Here is a 16210-nt window from a genome sequence, read left to right as displayed (position 1 = left end):
GCGGAAGGCAGGCGAGTAGAGGTGCGCGAGTGGCTCCAGACGAGGAAATCAGGCTAGTGCCAGTCTGGCGGCACCAGTGCCAATGCATCCCCGTCGTTGATCGCATAGTGTCGCACCGTCGGCTCGCGGTCGAACAACTTGTGGCGCACGGCGGAATCGATACCCGGTTGCTGAAAGTCTTCGGCGAATGCCGCCCTGATGCAGTCGATCGATTGCCACAAGGAAATCACCACGACCTCGGTGGTGCCGTCCCCGAGATTGCGGAACAGGGCGGCAGATCGCCGACAGCCCGGCGCCTGCGCGAGTTCCTTGAGCTTGGTGCTCTCCAGATAGGCACGACATTCGTCGCGCAACTTGGTGCGTATCCAGAATGTGAAAGCGCGAAGGATCTGGTCGGTCATCAAGTCGATTGCAGCTGGTGTCCCCAGCCGTTGCGATCAGTGCAGCAATCCAGAGATCAGCGCCTGAACCACGGCAGCGGTCTTGTTGGCCGCCTTCATCTTGTGAACGACGTTCTTGATGTGGAAGTTCACCGTCGGCACGGAGATCGAAAGGATTTCGCCGATCTCGCTGGCCGTCTTCCCGTCAGCACTCCATTTCAGGACCTCGATCTCGCGCGGGGTCAGCGGGACCACGGGCTGTGGCGCGTGTTTCCGCTTCATCAAGCGCGACAGCGAGATGTGCGCGGCCTGGACCAGCCATCGCATTTCGCTGTCCTTCTCGCGCAGTTCGAGCGCCGTCAATACCTCGCAGGAGCGAGATAGCGTCAGCATCCCGCCCACGCCAAACCCGTCGAGACTGGACTGGGCCCAGCCGTGCCGCAGACCTTGGTCCTTGGCCTCGGCCCAAAGCGTCTCAGCCGATGAAAAGAGGGCATCGTCCCAGAGGATCGGGGTCTGGTTGCTCTGCCCGTGGCGCACGCTGGGATCGATCGCCAAGTAGCCTGCTTCCATATAGCGGGTTTGCCAGACAAGCGGGTAGTTGTTCAGCGTAATGACCTTCGGATTGGAGATCGGGACGGCCAGGCGCAGACCATACGCGCAGTGCTCGAAACCCAGTTGCCGGGCTGCTGCCAGCAGCGCTTGAAACACCTCCTCCTCGTCGACCGCGCGGTCGAGCGCGGTCAGGAGATTTTCGTGAAACGGCTGCATGGAACGTGAGTGTGAAAAGCGGCGAACAGACTAGGTCTGAAGGGTGGCAACGGTGACGACAGCTCCCCGGGTTTCCTTACGATGCGCGCAATCCAACGTTATGACAATCTCAAAGTGCACAGTGCAGCCGTCAGGTTCCCGAAATCTTCACTGATTGTGAACTCTGCCTCGCTCGCATGGAGCCTCTTAAAAGTGGGGGTTGATCTATGCGTTGCGCACACGCAAGCTCTGAGATGGCGCGGCGCACCGCCGTTCCCATCACAAAATATCCCTATGAGTACATTTACAGCCGATGGGTTGCTACGGCTTCGCCCCCAGGATCTCGAGCGCATGACGCTCACGCATCTCATTTCCGGAATCGATGAGGCGGAACAAGGCGCAGCAGGGTCCCGATGCGGCGCCGGCACACATCTGTCTGGATACACCGAATGGGTCAGCGCGCAAGAGCCCGGCCTCACGCTGGGCTGGGACTGGCACCTGGAGACCCGCCAGGCTTCGCCGCACGTCGTCCGCCAAGGGCTTCCGCGCACCAACGTGCTCGTGGTACGTGCCGACCATGAGCCGCTTCCTTGGGACGAAAGTCTCGAGGTTCTGGCGAATTTCATCGACACCTTCGACTGGAACGTTCAGGCATTCGATGCCGTGTGCCAGCGCTATTCCACCTGACCTACCAGATTTGATAGTTTCGCGACTGCCGAGCCGACGCTGAAATGCACCCGACACACCTCGGGAAAGACACAAATGGAAATAATTGCCGGCCGGCCTGCTCATCTCGCACCCCAAGTCATGGAGGACGTGGGACGCTATCGCTACAAGGTCTTCGTGGAGACCCTGGGTTGGGACCTCGTGACGGAACAGGGGCTCGAACGGGACCAGTTCGACCACAACGACACGCTGTATCTCGCGGCGCGCAACGCCGATGCCCAGGTCGTGGGAACAGCGCGACTGTTGCCGACGACGAGCCCTTACCTCCTTGGCGAGGTCTTTCCGCAGTTGCTGGGCGGCGCCCCCCCGCCCTGCGATCCGCGGGTATGGGAGCTGTCGCGCTTCGCGGCCGTCGATTTTGACGCGCCACAGTCCAGCGCCCTGAGCCAGTTCTCATCGGAGGTGGCGGTCGCACTGCTGGAGGAATCGATCGCGGTAGCGGCCGCGCAAGGCGCCGAGCGGATCATCACGGTGTCACCGCTGGGTATTGAACGCCTGCTGCGCCGGGAAGGGTTTCGCGCACACCGCGCAGGGCCACCGATGATCGTTGGCGGGCACCCGATCTTCGCGTGCTGGATCGAAGTCGAGGCACGGCAGCGCAAGGTGATCGCGAGACCCACGCACTGATCGTGTTCAACGCACGACGCCGGCTGACTTTGTCACACGCCAAGGGCTGCGCGCTGGGTTTCGGTGTCCGGCACGTCGTCGCCTTCTTCGATCCTGCTGGAGGAAAACACCACGGTTAGCAAGCAGAGCCCAAAGACCACCGCCAACGTGGCAATACCAAATGCGCCGATCAGGCCTATCGACAGGACCGGAGACATGAGAAACAAACCTGCCCTGAGCATCGAGGCGCTCAGAGGGGGCCGCAGAGAGCAAACGAATAGGCCGAATCGTTCGTCGCGACAAATCCGCGGTTGGTCGGCAGGTTGAGCTCGGCGTAGTCCCTGGCGGCCGGCATGCGTGTGCTCCTGTTCGAAAAGAGCCGCACCTTGCCGTGGCGTGCGGTAGGCAAGGTCTTCACGTCCTTGCCAGACTTCACCGTGATCTGCTCGATGTAGGTGCCATCATGGCGAACGATGGCCTGCTGGTCGCCTTCGATCACGCACAGCGTGCCCTGTTCGCCTTCGAGGATGTCCCGGAATCGGTCCCAAACCGTCGACAGCGTCGGCTTGATGCCCTCGAGTTCGCACCGGGCGCGCTCGGCGTGCGCCGCCAGCTCGGCATGGAGCTCGTTGGAGATGCAGGACACCAGTTGTCCCGTTCCGGCCGTTTGCTTGGAGAACCAGAACTTGCACTGCAGCGCGTCACGCTCGAACAGTTCCTCGAAGCGCTCGCGCGCATAGGCGTCGCGCAGCGCCCGGTCGATGCAGGCGGGTGACCACGGCAACACGAAGTAGTGGGCATCGGCGGGGCCGACCACCCACACGATGGAGCGTCGTGCGGGGGCGGTGGCGATCCAGCGCGCCAGCGCTTCCATGGCGCCCGCCCGTCCAGCGAGCTTGAAATCGAACGTGGCCTTGCGCGCTACCCTCGATGCGCCCATGGTTCGTCGTATGTCGCAAGCAATCAGTGCGTCTTCGGCAAGGTGAACGCGGATCTCGGAGCGGCTCAGAAGGTGTGCGATGTCCATGCCTTGATTGGGCATGGAGCGCAAACAAAAGGTAACTAACAATTCTGGTAGGTCGCCGCCCGGCATGCGTCTGCAAGCGTGACATTTTTCGCGCTTCGTGCTTCGACTTCGCAGGAGACGAACTCATCGGACGCCCGCTTCAGGGCGATGCCGCGTGCCTGCCGCGACTTGTCCTTCCAGAAGGCGCCTACCGGCCCTTGCGCATCCCAGAATCCAGATTTGAAGGACCGTCGTGGTGCGTGCCAGACCTCGATGCATTCTGCGCCCAGCGGGTTGCTCAGGGTGCCACATACCTGTCTGCCGCGGTCTCGAGTGAATCGTAAGCATCGACGGCTATGGAGCAGCGGCCTGCGCAAGGAGCCCGTCGTCCTGAGCGTGCCTTCGCCGCCGACGCCGCGCCGGTACCTCGTCCAGGTGGGCGACATGTTCGATGAACTGGTGTACGACGTGGGTGGGTACAAGGGGCCGAAGACCGGTTTGTTCCTGGTGACGAGGTCGGACGACTCCGGACCGATTCCGTTCAACATGCGGCAGCTCTAGGTTCGCACACAGTTCGATTCAGCGTTGGTTCGGTAGCCGGCCGCGGGAGGCAGCAAACGGTGCTGCAAAGCCGAATTCAGGCGGGCAGCGATGATCAACGGTGGTCAGCTGCCTACCGGGAGGCGCCGCTCCATCGAGCTCGCGGCCCCGTCAAACGGCCCGCCTCGACAGCTAGGCCTCGAATCCGCATTTCACGCTTTCCGAGGCGCCAGGTACCAGCAAGGTGCGACGCTCCCAGTGCCCACGTCCGTCGTGTGCACTGGGGGTCTGACGGGGCTCTGCACCTCGACCCACGTCAGCCCCGTCCCGGTCCGCAAGCCGGTGCGCGCACTTGAGAAGCGCTCAGCGAAAGCGCTTGATGAGCTCGCGGACCACGCCGATGACCACCGCGTCGCCCAGCGGACGGATGGCATAACGCGGGTTGAGCGGCTTGAGAAACAGCTCGCCCGCGTCCTTGACCAACTGCTTGAAGGTGGTCTCGTTGGCCTTGTTGAGCACGATCACGTAGTCGCCCGGCAACGGCGCCATCTGGGGTTCGACGACGATCAGCGACCCTTCGGGGAAGGAGTCCCTGCCGGTGCCTTCCATGCTGTCGCCATGGACGCGAAGCGCATAGGTGTGGCGCTGGACCGGCGTCGTCACCGGAATGGTCTCGAGGTGATCGACGCCCTTGAAATTGTCGATGGCGGTGTAGTTGCCGGCCTCCACCTCGGAGACCAGCGGCACCACCGCGCGCGTCTGGCGCGTCGGGGCGTCGGGGCCGAAGTTGGCCGTGGCGGACAGCATGTCGGCGACCGACATCCCCAGCAGCTTGGCGACACGCGGCTGGTTGGCCCGCTTCGGCGCGGTGCCGCCTGGCTTCTCCCAAGACTGAACCGCACCCCGGCTCACGCCCAGCGCATCGGCGAACTGCTGTTCGGTCATGCCGAGCGCGAGGCGACCCTCGCGGATCAAACGGTGAAGTGTCATGAAACGGCCTTTCCGCCTTGATATTAAATTAATCCGTTATGATGAAAAAATAATCATATACCCGGTGGGCAGGAGCCGTGTCGGGTTTGAAGGCCCAGTTCAGCACGCTGGAGGACCCGAGAGCGGCACCGATCATGCCCCCGATGTCGAGCTGAACAAAAGGACCCCATGACACCTTCTTCCCCCGTGGCGACCAGCCCTGCCGATCTTCTGGTGCGCGCGATCGACGTCATCGAGCTGGCGTCGCATCACATCTTCAGCGAGCTCGAAGCCGTGAATTTCCAGTCGCCGACCGAGCTGATGGCCCTAAGCGACGACGAACAGCAGCAGGTGCGCGAGACGGAGGATCAGAACTTCAAGTCCCGCCCCGCCATCTCGGCCGTCAATTTCTGCCTGCGCTCGGCCATCTCACTGCTGGCGGTGGCGCACACCCTGACCGACCCGCCGCATGCCATGACCCCGCAGGAGCGCGAGGAGGACTGGAAGAAGCTCGGCCTGCACACCAAGCTCGCAGGCCGTGCGGCCTACCGGGCCTCGCTGATCCTGTGCGACCCGATCGCTGGCACTGTGCGCGGCGGGCCGGCCGAGCGCCCGGTGATGGCGGCCCAGCCGCCGGCGCTAGCCTTGCCGACAGGCGACGTCGCGAAGGATGCGAAGGTCCGGGTTATGGTCGTCGACGACGACAGCGTCGTCGCGCTGCTGTTGCAGCACACCCTGGGCCGACTGGGCTACCAAGTGATCGGGCCCGCTGCGACCAGCGACCAGGCGATCGATCTGGCCCGGGAAACGCAGCCCGACCTGGTGCTCATGGACATCAACCTGGGCGCCGGGGGCGACGGCATCCAGGCAGCGGCGTCGATCGCCAAGCTGCGTCGCGTGCCGGTCGTCTTCCTCACGGCCTACTCCGAAGACGCGGTGCTGGGGCGGGCGCGCGGCAGCGGTGCCTACGGCTACCTGCTGAAGCCTTTCACGGAACGGGGCCTGCACGCCACGATCCAGATGGCGCTGGAGCGCTGGCGCAGCGACACCGTGCTGTCAGACAGCGAACTGCGCCTGCGCCGAGCTCTCTACGGCGCGCGCGAGCCCTCACCCGCCCACGCGACACGCCCGCCGGTTCTGGCCGGATGAAAGCGGGGTTCGACGCCGCCCCGCCACGGCTGCAAGCCAGCGATCCCCGGCTCGGCGGCCTGCTGGGCGACGTCATCAGCGCGCTGCCCGCGAACGTGGCCGTGCTGGACCAGGATGCGGTGATCGTGTCGGTCAACCTCGCCTGGCGCGAATTTGCGCGCGGTGAGGGTGCGGCGCATGCCAAGGACGACGTCGGCGCCAACTATCTGGATGTCTGTGATCGCGCGCTGGGCGCCGATGCGCCCTACGCACGGCAGACCGCGGCCGGGCTGCGCGCGATGCTGCGCGGCGAGACACAGCATTTCGCGCTCGACTATCCCTGCCACACACCGGCACGGCGGCGCTGGTTCCGCATCACGATGACGCCGATGGCCACGCCCGGGCGCGCGGGCGTCGACGGCGTCGTGGTCATGCACAGCGACATCAGCGAAAGGATGCTGGTCGGGGAGGTGCTGGCCGAAAGCGGCAAGCGCACCGACTTCCTCTGCGAACTCGCGCTCGCGACACGCGGACTGAGCGAATCGGCCCAGATCATGGACACCACCTGCCGCATGCTCGCGGAACACCTGCAGGCGTCGCGGTGCGCCTACGCGGACGTCGACGAAGACGGCGAGCGCTTTCGGATCGTGCATGACCATGCGGTCGATTGCGCAAGCACGGTCGGCGACTATGTGCTGTCGCGCTTCGGCACGGAGATGGTGGCCGAACTGAAGGCGGGCCGGCCGCTGGTGATGCGGGACGTCGAGCGCGAGTTGCACGGCGGCCATGGCAGCGAAATCCTCGGCAAGCTCGGCATCGAGGCGATCGTCTGCTGCCCGCTCGTGAAACGCGGACAACTGCGCGCCTTGATCGCGGTGCATCAGACCCGGCCGCGCAGCTGGAGCGCGGGCGAAGTCGCCACGGTGCAGGAAGCCGTGGAACGCTCCTGGGCCGCGATCGAACGACGCAGTGCCGAGCAACGCCTCGGCGAAAGCGAGTCGCTGCTGCGCATCGCCGGCCGCACCGCACATCTGGGTGGCTGGGCGCTGAAACTCCCGAGCAACCATGTGTTGTGGTCCGAAGGCGTGCGCGAGATCCTCGAGGTGCCTTCCACCACGGTGCCGACGCTCGACGAGGCCTTCGCCTTCTATGCGCCGCAGTCGGTGGCGTTGATCCGACGGGCCCTGGAGACCTGCGTGCAAAGCGGCGAGTCGTTCGACGTCGAGCTTCAGATGCGCACGGCAAAGTCGCGCGCCATCTGGGTGCGCTGCACCGGGGAGGCCCAACGCAATGCCGCCGGGGCAATCGCGCGCGTGCACGGTGCGCTGCAGGACGTCACGGCGCAAAAGCGCGGCGACGCCGAACGCGCTCGCCTGGCCGCCATCCTCGAATCCACCACCGATCTGGTCGGCATCTGCGACGCCACGGGGCATCTGCTGTATCTCAACGGCGCCGGTCGCAAGGCGCTCGAAGTGGACGACGCGGAAATCCTCGCCGATGCCCTGGCATGGGATTTCGTGTCGCTACAGGGCAGCGGGGAGATCGTGGCCGAGGGCATCCGGACCGCGGTCCGCGACGGCACATGGAGCGGCGAGACCATCCTGCGCGCCCGCCGCGGCCGCGAGTTTCCGGTATCCCAGGTCCTGGTCGCCCACAAGGGCATCGATGGGCAGGTCGCGTCGCTATCGGCGGTCATGCGCGACATCAGCGAGCGCAGGCGCGCCGATATCGAGATCGCACGCAGTCACCAGGACCTGCAGCGCCAGCGCACGGAACTGCGCATCCTGTTCGACCTGGTGCCGGCCATGATCTGGTTCAAGGACACGCAGGACGTGGTGGTGCGCGTGAACCGCCGCGCGGCCGAGTTCACGGGCCAGACCGTCGACGACCTCGAAGGCCGGTCGGCCATCGACCTCTATCCGGAGATGGCGCACATGCGCACCGAAGACCAGGACATCATCCGTTCGGGGCGGCCCCGCCTCGGCGTACTGGAGAAGGCGCAACGCAACGGGAAGACGGTCTGGCTGCAGACAGACAAGGTGCCTTACAGCGATGCGGACAATCAGGTCATCGGCATCGTGGTCATGGTGCAGGACATCACCGAGCGCAAGCGCGACCAGGACGCGTTGCGCGAGATGAACATCGAGCTCGAGGCGCGCGTGCTGTCGCGAACCGCCGACCTCGAGCTCGCGCGGGACGAAGCCGAACAGGCCAGCCGCGCCAAGTCGTCGTTCCTCGCCGCGATGAGCCATGAGATACGAACGCCGATGAACGGCGTCATCGGCATGATCGACGTCCTGCATCGCAGCACGCTGACCGGCGACCAGCTCGAGGTGGTCGACCTGATCCGCGACTCGGGGTTCTCACTGCTCGGCATCGTCGAGAACATCCTCGACTTCTCCAAGATCGAGGCCGGTCGACTCACGCTGGAGGCCCAGCCGGTCCGCCTGGCCGACATGGTGGAGAAGATGGGCGGCATGTTCGACCACCGGGCCATGGCGGGCGGCGTGCGCTTCACGGTGCATGTCGACCCCGACATACCCGACGTCGTCATCAGCGACGAGACGCGCTTGCGGCAGGTGCTGGTCAACCTCGCCGGCAATGCGATCAAGTTCTCCAGCGGGCGCGCGAGCGCCTCGCGAGTCTCGGTGCGGGCATTGCTGGTCGCGCGGCACCCGGACGCGGTGACCATCGACTTCATCGTCGAGGACGACGGCATCGGCATGGACAAGGCCACCCTTGCACAGCTGTTCACGCCCTTCTCCCAAGCCGACGTCTCGACCACGCGGCGCTTCGGCGGCACCGGTCTCGGCTTGGCGATCTCCAGCATGCTGGTGGAACTGATGGGCGGGAAGATCTCGGTCACGAGCACCCTCGGCGAGGGTTCGCGCTTTGCGGTGCGACTTCGGCTGGCGCGGGATGTCAACGCGGCAGCGGCGGTCGACGGGTCGGAGCCGCGGGCCGCGGGCCTGCGCTGTCGCGTCGTCGGGACCGAGACGTCGCTCGGCGACGATCTCTCGATGCTGCTTCGCCACGCAGGCGCGTGCGTCGAGCGCTTTGCCACGTCCGCAGACGCCGCCGCGGCGTCGCGCGGCGCTTGCGACCTGCTGTGGCTGATGCTCCCCGCCACGCCGCCCATGAGCCTGGATGCTTGTCGCGCGCTGGCACCGACGCGCGAGGATGGGCGCGACCGCTTCATGGTGCTCGGCTGGGGCGAGCTGCGGCGTCCGCGCATCGAAGCGGACGGTCTGCTGCGTGTCGACGCCAACTCACTGCCGCGACGTACCTTCTTCAGAGCGCTGTCGCTCGCCAGTGGCAACCCCGAGGACGACCCGGTGGCCGACACGCCACCGGTGGTGGCCTCGACCCGCACCCCGGCAGCCACCGCAGCGATGCCAAGGATCCTGATCGCGGAAGACAACGAGACCAATCGCAAGGTGATCCTGCGCCAGCTGGCCCTGATCGGCTTCGCGGCGGATGTGGCGGCCGACGGACAGCAGGCGCTCGCGCTGTGGCAGCGCGGCGGCTACGACCTGGTGCTCACCGACCTGCACATGCCCGCCATGGACGGCTACGCGCTGGTCGCGGCGATCCGTCGCGAAGAGCCGACCGCTTGTCACACGCCCGTGATCGCCCTGACCGCCAACGCGCTGCGCGACGAGGAACTGCGTTGCCTCTCGGCCGGCATGGACGCCTACCTCAGCAAACCCGTGCGCCTCGTCGACCTCAAGGCGGCGATCGATGCGGGGCTCGCCCTGACGCCGCCGGAGGCGCCGGCGGACCTGCGCGTACTTTCGGCGCTGATCGGCGACGACCCGTCCGTGATGGCCGATGTGCTCGACACCTTTCGCCGTTCGGGCGTCGACGCGCGAGCAGCCCTGTGGCAGGCGCTGCAGCAGAACGCCATGCGCGAGGTGGCCGACGTGGCCCATCGACTGAAGTCGTCGGCGCGGTCGATCGGCGCCTCGCGCCTGGGCAAGCTCTGCTCGGACCTCGAACAGAGGGCCGAGGGCGGGCACGTGGCCGCCGTGCGGCACCTCGTGGAGCGGTTCGATCACGAACTGGCTGCGCTCCAGAGCTACCTCGATGCGCGTTGACGCGATGCCAAGCGAAGCGCGCATCACCGGCACCTTCGTGAGGTCCGGCCATCGACGATGACGAAGCAACGTCCGTCCTCCTGCGCCGTCTGGCCTGATCTCTCGCAGGCGCGGGCGCCCCGGAAACACCTGGCGGCGGCCAGACTCAGCTACGACCCGGTGCTGGGGAGCTCGTCCTCCACCTCCTCCGGAATCAGCGGAACGCACAACGTGTATTCCTGCAGAGACGCCTCGATATGGGCCGTGAACCAGTCGTCGTACAGCAGCACACTGCCGTTGGGGAGGGTGACGCGCCACGTCATGGCGGGGCTTCTCCGTCCTTGAACCGCTCTGTCGGGACCACCGCCGGGCGCTTGATCTTTACCCAGTCGCGCGACCGGATACCCGGCACGTACAGGCTCTCCAGGCGCTTTGCGACAAACCCTTCCGTCTCCAGGTCGATCACTTCCTCCTTGAAGATGCGCTCGGTGTCCGTGTCGAAGTGCTTCACTGCAAGGACGCCATCCGGCGCCGGGTCGAGCAGCTCGGCAAGCAGTGCCTTGCGTTGCACGAGGGGCTGCTCTGTCACATCGATTCCGTCGTAGACAAGGAGGTCGAAGGCCGCGAATCTAACCAGGTCGCAGCCCTGGTACCAGCCCTGCCGCCGCGCGCGAGTCTGGAGTCGACCGAAGTCGCTCCGGCCGAGATCGTCGAAGACGCACACCTCGCCGTCGATGATGAAGCGCTCGCTGTTGATCGCCAGCGACCCTACGGGAAGTGACGCAAGGCTTTTGGCAACTTCGGGGAACCAGCGCGTAGAGTCCGCGCCGTTGCGGGACGGGAGCCGGCACTGCCGGTCGCCAAACATCGCCGTGACGCGGTAGCCATCGAGCTTGATCTCGTAAATCCATCCAGGCAGATCAAAGCCCAGAGGACGCTCGTCGAGCAGCATCGGTGGGAAGTCGTCCAGGTCCATGTGACGGTTTTCACCGACAGGCGGCTTCGAGGCTGTCAGCGGACACCGTGAACGCAAGACGTAGGCCGCCGCCGTCCGCGCCTTCAGCCTCCGCCGACGGGTCGACGGGTCCGGCCACGGCAATGTCGTGACTCAAAGGAGAAACACCGAGATGACTGACGAGACCATCGACATCCCACCGGACGAGAGACGGGTCGACGTGACGCAGCTGCACGAGGTGCGTTCCTGGATGTTGGCCTTCGGCTGCTCCGAAGTGGAGTTGCGGCTCGCGGTAAGGGACGTGGGCGATCGGGCTGAGGACGTGCGTGTCCACCTCAACCAACGAAAGTGACCTTGCCAAGTTTTCGCGCCTTCGCCCCGACTTGGAAGCGCAGCGCGGCCGGCGGCGATGGCAAAGACCACCCGTCGTGCTGCCGGGCGTGAGCGGCTCTCGGCGTTCGCGTTCGGGCACGCCGCGCTGGACTGGCCTTGGGCGCGGGGCCATAGCGTGGGCAGGCGGTCATTCCCCGCGCACGTGACACGGCGTCCGGTGGCTGCTGGATGCTCCAGCTGCCAAAGGTCGGTTCCTCCCACGTCTGCGCCCTCCGATGTCCCACCCACTCGACTCATGGCGTTCCTTACGGTGTTCTGCCATGACCAAGACACCTTTCCCTGGCCGCGAGGGCTCATCCACTGACCAGGGCGAGCGCAAACGGTTCGCGCCCGCGTCCCCAAAGACTGTGGACCGCGGCCACTTCGTTCTCGTGCGTGGCGCGCGCGAGCACAACCTGCAGAACGTCAGCGTCGACGTACCACGGGACGCGCTGGTCGTGTTCAGCGGCGTGTCCGGCTCGGGCAAGTCGTCTCTGGCCTTTGGCACGCTCTATGCCGAGGCACAGCGCCGGTACTTCGAGTCCGTTTCGCCTTATGCGCGCCGCCTCATCGACCAGGTAGGCGTGCCCGATGTCGATTCCATCGAAGGCCTGCCACCGGCGGTTGCCCTGCGCCAGCAGGCAAGCACGCCCAGTGCGCGTTCCTCCGTCGGCAGCCTCACCACGATCTCGAGCCTGCTTCGCATGCTCTATTCGCGCGCCGGCTCGTATCCGGCGCGACAGGCCATGCTCTTCGCGGAAGACTTCTCGCCCAATACCCCTCAAGGCGCGTGTCCGACGTGTCACGGCCTGGGCCGCGTGTACGAGGTCACCGAAGAGAGCATGGTGCCCGACGACTCGCTGTCCATTCGCGATCGCGCGATCGCGTCGTGGCCTCCGGCCTGGCAGGGCCAGAACCTGCGCGACATCCTGGTAAGTCTGGGCTACGACGTCGACACCCCGTGGCGCGAGCTCTCGAAGAAGGACCGCCGATGGATTCTCTTCACCGATGAGCAGCCAACGGTGCCGGTGTATGCCGGCTTCACTCCTGCCGAGACCCGCGCCGCCCTGCGCCAGAAGCTGGAACCCAGCTACCAGGGAACCTACATGGGTGCGCGCAGGTACGTCCTTCACACCTTTGCGACAACACAGAGCGCATCGATGAAGCGACGCGCGGCCCGGTTCATGACAGGCTCCGTCTGCCCCACCTGCGAGGGAAAGCGCCTGAAGCGCGAGTCGCTTCAGGTCCGGTTTGCCGGGCATGACATCGGAACGCTTTCACGCATGCCGCTGAGCGAGCTGGCCGAGGTACTCCGTCCGGCCGCCGAAGGCAGATTGACTGCCGGTGCGTCCGCTGACCGCACATTGAGCCGCAACGCGTCTCGCAAGGCGACGGCCGTGCGCGTGGCCGCGGGCGGCGCCAGCCACAGCGCCGCACCTGACGTGCGACGCACCGGCGAGCTGTCCGAGGAGAAGCGGATCGCTGCCCAGCGCATCGCCCACGACGTCAACGAGCGCATCGCCGCACTCGTCGCGCTCGGTCTGGGCTACCTGTCGCTCGACCGCAGCACTCCTACGCTGTCGCCGGGCGAACTTCAACGCCTGCGCCTGGCCACGCAGATCCAATCCAATCTCTTCGGGGTGGTGTACGTGCTCGACGAGCCCTCCGCGGGCTTGCATCCGGCCGACAGCGAGGCGCTCCACATCGCCCTGGACCGGCTCAAGGCCGCCGGCAATTCGCTATTTGTGGTGGAGCACGACCTGGACCTGATGCGACACGCGGACTGGATCGTGGACGTGGGGCCCGACGCAGGCACGGAAGGCGGCAGGGTTCTCTACAGCGGACCTTTGGAGGGCCTGCGCAACGTGCCCGAGTCCCACACCCGACGCTACCTGTTCGACCCCGAAGTGACGCCGGCCCGCAACTCGCGTGAACCCGACGGGTGGCTGCGCCTCGCGCAGGTGTGCCGCAACAACCTGCGCGGCCTTGACGCATCGTTTCCGTTGGGCACGTTCACCTGCGTCACGGGCGTATCCGGCGCCGGCAAATCCAGCCTCGTGAGTCAGGCACTGGTCGAACTTGTCCTTTCGCACCTCGGGCACGAACTGCCGAATCCCGAACCGGACGGCGAAGTTGACGCGCAATCGCCGGCTTCGCCCCTGGCCGGGCGTATCAGCGAGGGCGCAGAAAGGATCGACCGGCTGGTGCAGGTCGACCAGCGCCCCATCGGGCGCACGCCGCGCTCGAACCTGGCAACCTATACCGGCCTTTTCGATGGCGTGCGAAAGCTGTTTGCCGGCACGCCGGCCGCACGGGCGCGTCGCTTCGATGCGGGCCGCTTCTCGTTCAACGTCGCGAAGGGTCGCTGCCCGACCTGCGAGGGCGAAGGCTTCGTGAGCGTGGAGATGCTCTTCATGCCGAGCGTCTACGCGCCCTGTCCAAGCTGTCACGGCGCGCGCTACAACGAGGCAACGCTCAAGGTCAAATGGCAGGGCCTCACGATTGCGCAGGTCCTGGAACTCACCGTCAAGGAAGCGGCTCAGCTTTTCGCGGGAGAACCCGCCATCGCACGCCCATTGAGCTTGCTCGAAGCGATCGGGCTCGGCTACTTGCGTCTGGGGCAGCCCGCCACCGAGCTCTCCGGCGGGGAGGCGCAACGCATCAAGCTGGCGACGGAGCTCCAGCGTTCGCCCAGAGGCCATACCCTGTACATCCTCGACGAGCCGACGAGCGGGTTGCACGCCGCCGATGTCGACAAGCTCCTGGTGCAGCTGAACAAGCTGGTCGAGGCAGGCAATACCGTCTTGGTTGTCGAACATGACCTCCGGGTGATGGCTCAAAGCGACTGGATCATCGACCTGGGTCCGGGAGCCGGCAGCGCGGGCGGGCAGATCGTGGCCGAGGGGCCGCCGCAGGCGATTCGCGCCGCGCCTGAGAGCCTGACAGGCCGCTACCTGAGCCTTCAATCACCCTGAGCTCTCCGCATGGGGCGCTTCAAATCGCGGACCAGAGACTCGGCGGGCAGTTCGCCCCAGCGACGCCGGAGTCGGTGAGTCGAGCAATCAAGGCAGTTCGCCCTACCAGGACCGCGGGCGCCCGAAGGAAGGAGAACGCGACAAGCAGTGAGCCTGGCCCTGTCGCAGGGCTTTCGCGGCCTACCGGGTCGTGCGGCGGCGCTGCCCGAAGAAGCGCAGCATCTCCTCACTGGCGTCCGGGCCGAGAGGGTCCGCGTACGACCCCGCTTTGCTTCCACCCGACCAGGCATGCCCGCCGTCGTGTACGACCCAGTGCTCGCCGTAGACGACCTCGTCTGCGCCGACATATTCGCGTCGCGTGTATCCGCGACCCTCATGTCCGACGTGCTGTCGGGTGGAATGCACGCCCTCAGGTCCGAACGCAGCCTCCATCACCTGACTTCCGTTGATGGGGTGCACGATGATGTCCTGATCGCCGTGAAATACGATCGTCGGCATGCCCGTAGGGGTGCTGCTTGCTCGCTTCGCGCCGCGCATGGCAGCGAGCCCCGATGAAAGATCGGCGCCCGCCAGCGCTGCCAAGCCGGAATGCACGCCGACCGCAGCGTAGACGTCCGGGAAGAGCTCACCGAGCAAGGCGGCCATTGCGCCACCCGCGGAGAGGCCCGCGATGTAGGTGCGGTCCGCGTCGATGGCGAGTTCCCTCGACACTCGCAACGCCAGCGAATTGATTCGTGCCGGGTCGCCAGTCGAGCGCGATTGATGGGCGCTGTCGAACCAGTTCCAGCATTGCTGCGCGTTGTGCCGAGGGCTCTGGGCAGGATAGAGGACCGCAAACCCGTGTCGCTCGGCAGCCGCATTCATGCCCGTTCCTGCTGCAAAATCAGCCGGGTCCTGGCCTGCACCGTGCAGCATGACCACCATGGGCGCTCCGCTTCGAGGCGCGCTCGTTGGAACGAACAGGCTGTGAGTTTCGTGATGCTCCGTCATTGGCGGCGAGCCAGGCGCGGCAGCTGCCGAGCCCGGGAAGAACGATGCGTTGAGCTCGGAGGCGAAATCGAACCAGGAGGCCATCGGAAAGGACATCGGGAGGGTTTTGTGCATTGCAGCAATTTGAGCCTCTCGCTTCGCGTCCTCGGTGATCCCATCGCGCTGCCGGATGTAGGTGCATGCGCCGGGGTCCCTTGCTTGTATTTGCTCGCCAATGAGTCGCATGGCGCTTTGCTCCCAGCAGGGCCCGATGGTGAGTCGGCCCTGCCCTACCCTGCACCATTTCATCGTCTGGCAGTAAGCAGCGATTGCGGTCCTTCCGCTCTTGAGCACGGACGACTGCCTATCGCCGCATTCCTGTCATGTCAGCTTGCGCAATCCTGACCACAGGTATCCGCGAGGCCTAGCTGGAACAGGTCGGAACGAATTACATGGCCAGCGTGGGCGCTGCGCCAAGCATGCGCGTACCCTACCAACCGGCTTGGGTCAGGCCTGCGCGGTTGGCTGAGTTACCCATAGCGCGTACGCGAAGGACGGCCGAAATCGGCCAACAGTCGATCCATGCGTGCCGCGTCTTCGATGGTCGGGCCGGCCGCAGATCGCAACATGCCTTCCCAGTGTTCGGTCACCTGGCGAGCGATTTCGAGCGGCCATCCCAAGGCCCAGGCGAGTTCGATGCCCATTTGCTGCGTCGCATCGGCCAGCCGCGCAAGGCTGGTGCCTGGGCGCCCGTCAGC

Annotated in this window: 16 protein-coding genes; 7 read left to right on the top strand and 9 right to left on the bottom strand. The window is 65.7% G+C overall.

Annotation, left to right across the window (positions count from 1 at the left end; all coding sequences use genetic code 11):
• Positions 1-53 precede the first annotated feature (53 nt).
• Both QTH87_RS23605 and QTH87_RS23600 read right to left on the bottom strand, forming a co-directional pair.
• A complete protein-coding gene (locus tag QTH87_RS23605; RefSeq protein WP_286612558.1) occupies positions 54-401 on the bottom strand; it encodes a hypothetical protein in 348 nt (115 codons plus the stop codon).
• Between the two features lie 36 nt (positions 402-437).
• Complete coding sequence (locus QTH87_RS23600; protein WP_286612557.1) at positions 438-1151, bottom strand: autoinducer binding domain-containing protein; 714 nt, start codon at positions 1149-1151, stop codon at positions 438-440.
• An 81-nt stretch (positions 1152-1232) separates the two neighbouring features.
• On the opposite strand from QTH87_RS23600, the gene QTH87_RS23595 reads away from it, so the two are divergent.
• The gene (locus tag QTH87_RS23595) at positions 1233-1817 is read left to right on the top strand and encodes a DUF4902 domain-containing protein (protein WP_353506164.1); all 585 of its coding nucleotides are present in this window, start codon (positions 1233-1235) and stop codon (positions 1815-1817) included.
• A gap of 75 nt (positions 1818-1892) precedes the next feature.
• The gene (locus QTH87_RS23590; protein WP_286612555.1) at positions 1893-2483 is read left to right on the top strand and encodes an acyl-homoserine-lactone synthase; all 591 of its coding nucleotides are present in this window, start codon (positions 1893-1895) and stop codon (positions 2481-2483) included.
• A 32-nt stretch (positions 2484-2515) separates the two neighbouring features.
• Here the strand turns inward: QTH87_RS23590 and QTH87_RS23585 are convergent, their stop codons facing one another.
• Both QTH87_RS23585 and QTH87_RS23580 read right to left on the bottom strand, forming a co-directional pair.
• Positions 2516-2680 carry a hypothetical protein gene (locus tag QTH87_RS23585; protein WP_286612553.1) on the bottom strand — a complete coding sequence of 55 codons (165 nt, stop codon included), beginning with the start codon at positions 2678-2680 and terminating at the stop codon, positions 2516-2518.
• 32 nt (positions 2681-2712) lie between these two features.
• Positions 2713-3489 (bottom strand): hypothetical protein, encoded by a 777-nt coding sequence (locus tag QTH87_RS23580; RefSeq protein ID WP_286612552.1) that lies wholly within the window; start codon positions 3487-3489, stop codon positions 2713-2715.
• A 312-nt stretch (positions 3490-3801) separates the two neighbouring features.
• On the opposite strand from QTH87_RS23580, the gene QTH87_RS23575 reads away from it, so the two are divergent.
• Entirely contained in the window at positions 3802-4029 is a 228-nt protein-coding gene (locus tag QTH87_RS23575; RefSeq protein ID WP_286612550.1) for a DUF1254 domain-containing protein, read from the top strand.
• A gap of 342 nt (positions 4030-4371) precedes the next feature.
• Here the strand turns inward: QTH87_RS23575 and QTH87_RS23570 are convergent, their stop codons facing one another.
• The gene (locus tag QTH87_RS23570) at positions 4372-4998 is read right to left on the bottom strand and encodes a LexA family protein (protein WP_286612549.1); all 627 of its coding nucleotides are present in this window, start codon (positions 4996-4998) and stop codon (positions 4372-4374) included.
• A gap of 186 nt (positions 4999-5184) precedes the next feature.
• On the opposite strand from QTH87_RS23570, the gene QTH87_RS23565 reads away from it, so the two are divergent.
• Positions 5185-6126, top strand: coding sequence for a response regulator (locus QTH87_RS23565; protein WP_286612547.1), 942 nt, complete (start codon positions 5185-5187; stop codon positions 6124-6126).
• On the top strand, positions 6123-10202 hold the full coding sequence (locus QTH87_RS23560) for a PAS domain-containing protein (RefSeq protein WP_286612545.1): 4080 nt from the start codon (positions 6123-6125) through the stop codon (positions 10200-10202). Before QTH87_RS23565 ends, QTH87_RS23560 begins: the two co-directional genes overlap by 4 nt.
• A gap of 149 nt (positions 10203-10351) precedes the next feature.
• Here QTH87_RS23560 and QTH87_RS23555 read toward each other — a convergent pair whose 3' ends face one another.
• On the bottom strand, positions 10352-10504 hold the full coding sequence (locus tag QTH87_RS23555) for a hypothetical protein (protein WP_286612543.1): 153 nt from the start codon (positions 10502-10504) through the stop codon (positions 10352-10354).
• Complete coding sequence (locus QTH87_RS23550; protein WP_286612541.1) at positions 10501-11157, bottom strand: ATP-dependent DNA ligase; 657 nt, start codon at positions 11155-11157, stop codon at positions 10501-10503. The genes QTH87_RS23555 and QTH87_RS23550 overlap by 4 nt, the downstream gene beginning before the upstream one ends.
• Before the next feature lie 151 nt (positions 11158-11308).
• Here QTH87_RS23550 and QTH87_RS23545 point away from each other — a divergent pair, with 151 nt between their 5' ends.
• Positions 11309-11488 (top strand): DUF3606 domain-containing protein, encoded by a 180-nt coding sequence (locus tag QTH87_RS23545; protein ID WP_286612540.1) that lies wholly within the window; start codon positions 11309-11311, stop codon positions 11486-11488.
• Positions 11489-11789: 301 nt separating this feature from the next.
• A complete protein-coding gene (locus QTH87_RS23540) occupies positions 11790-14483 on the top strand; it encodes an excinuclease ABC subunit UvrA (RefSeq protein ID WP_286612538.1) in 2694 nt (897 codons plus the stop codon).
• 180 nt (positions 14484-14663) lie between these two features.
• On the opposite strand, the gene QTH87_RS23535 is transcribed toward QTH87_RS23540, so the two are convergent.
• Both QTH87_RS23535 and QTH87_RS23530 read right to left on the bottom strand, forming a co-directional pair.
• Positions 14664-15587 carry an extracellular catalytic domain type 1 short-chain-length polyhydroxyalkanoate depolymerase gene (locus QTH87_RS23535; RefSeq protein ID WP_286612536.1) on the bottom strand — a complete coding sequence of 308 codons (924 nt, stop codon included), beginning with the start codon at positions 15585-15587 and terminating at the stop codon, positions 14664-14666.
• Positions 15588-15982: 395 nt separating this feature from the next.
• Complete coding sequence (locus QTH87_RS23530) at positions 15983-16156, bottom strand: hypothetical protein (RefSeq protein WP_286612534.1); 174 nt, start codon at positions 16154-16156, stop codon at positions 15983-15985.
• Positions 16157-16210: the final 54 nt, after the last annotated feature.

This window comes from Variovorax jilinensis (genome assembly GCF_030316885.1).
Lineage (GTDB): Bacteria > Pseudomonadota > Gammaproteobacteria > Burkholderiales > Burkholderiaceae_C > Variovorax > Variovorax jilinensis.
The sequence above is the reverse complement of the archived record's forward strand: the minus strand, read 5'-3'. Positions and strand labels throughout refer to the sequence as shown.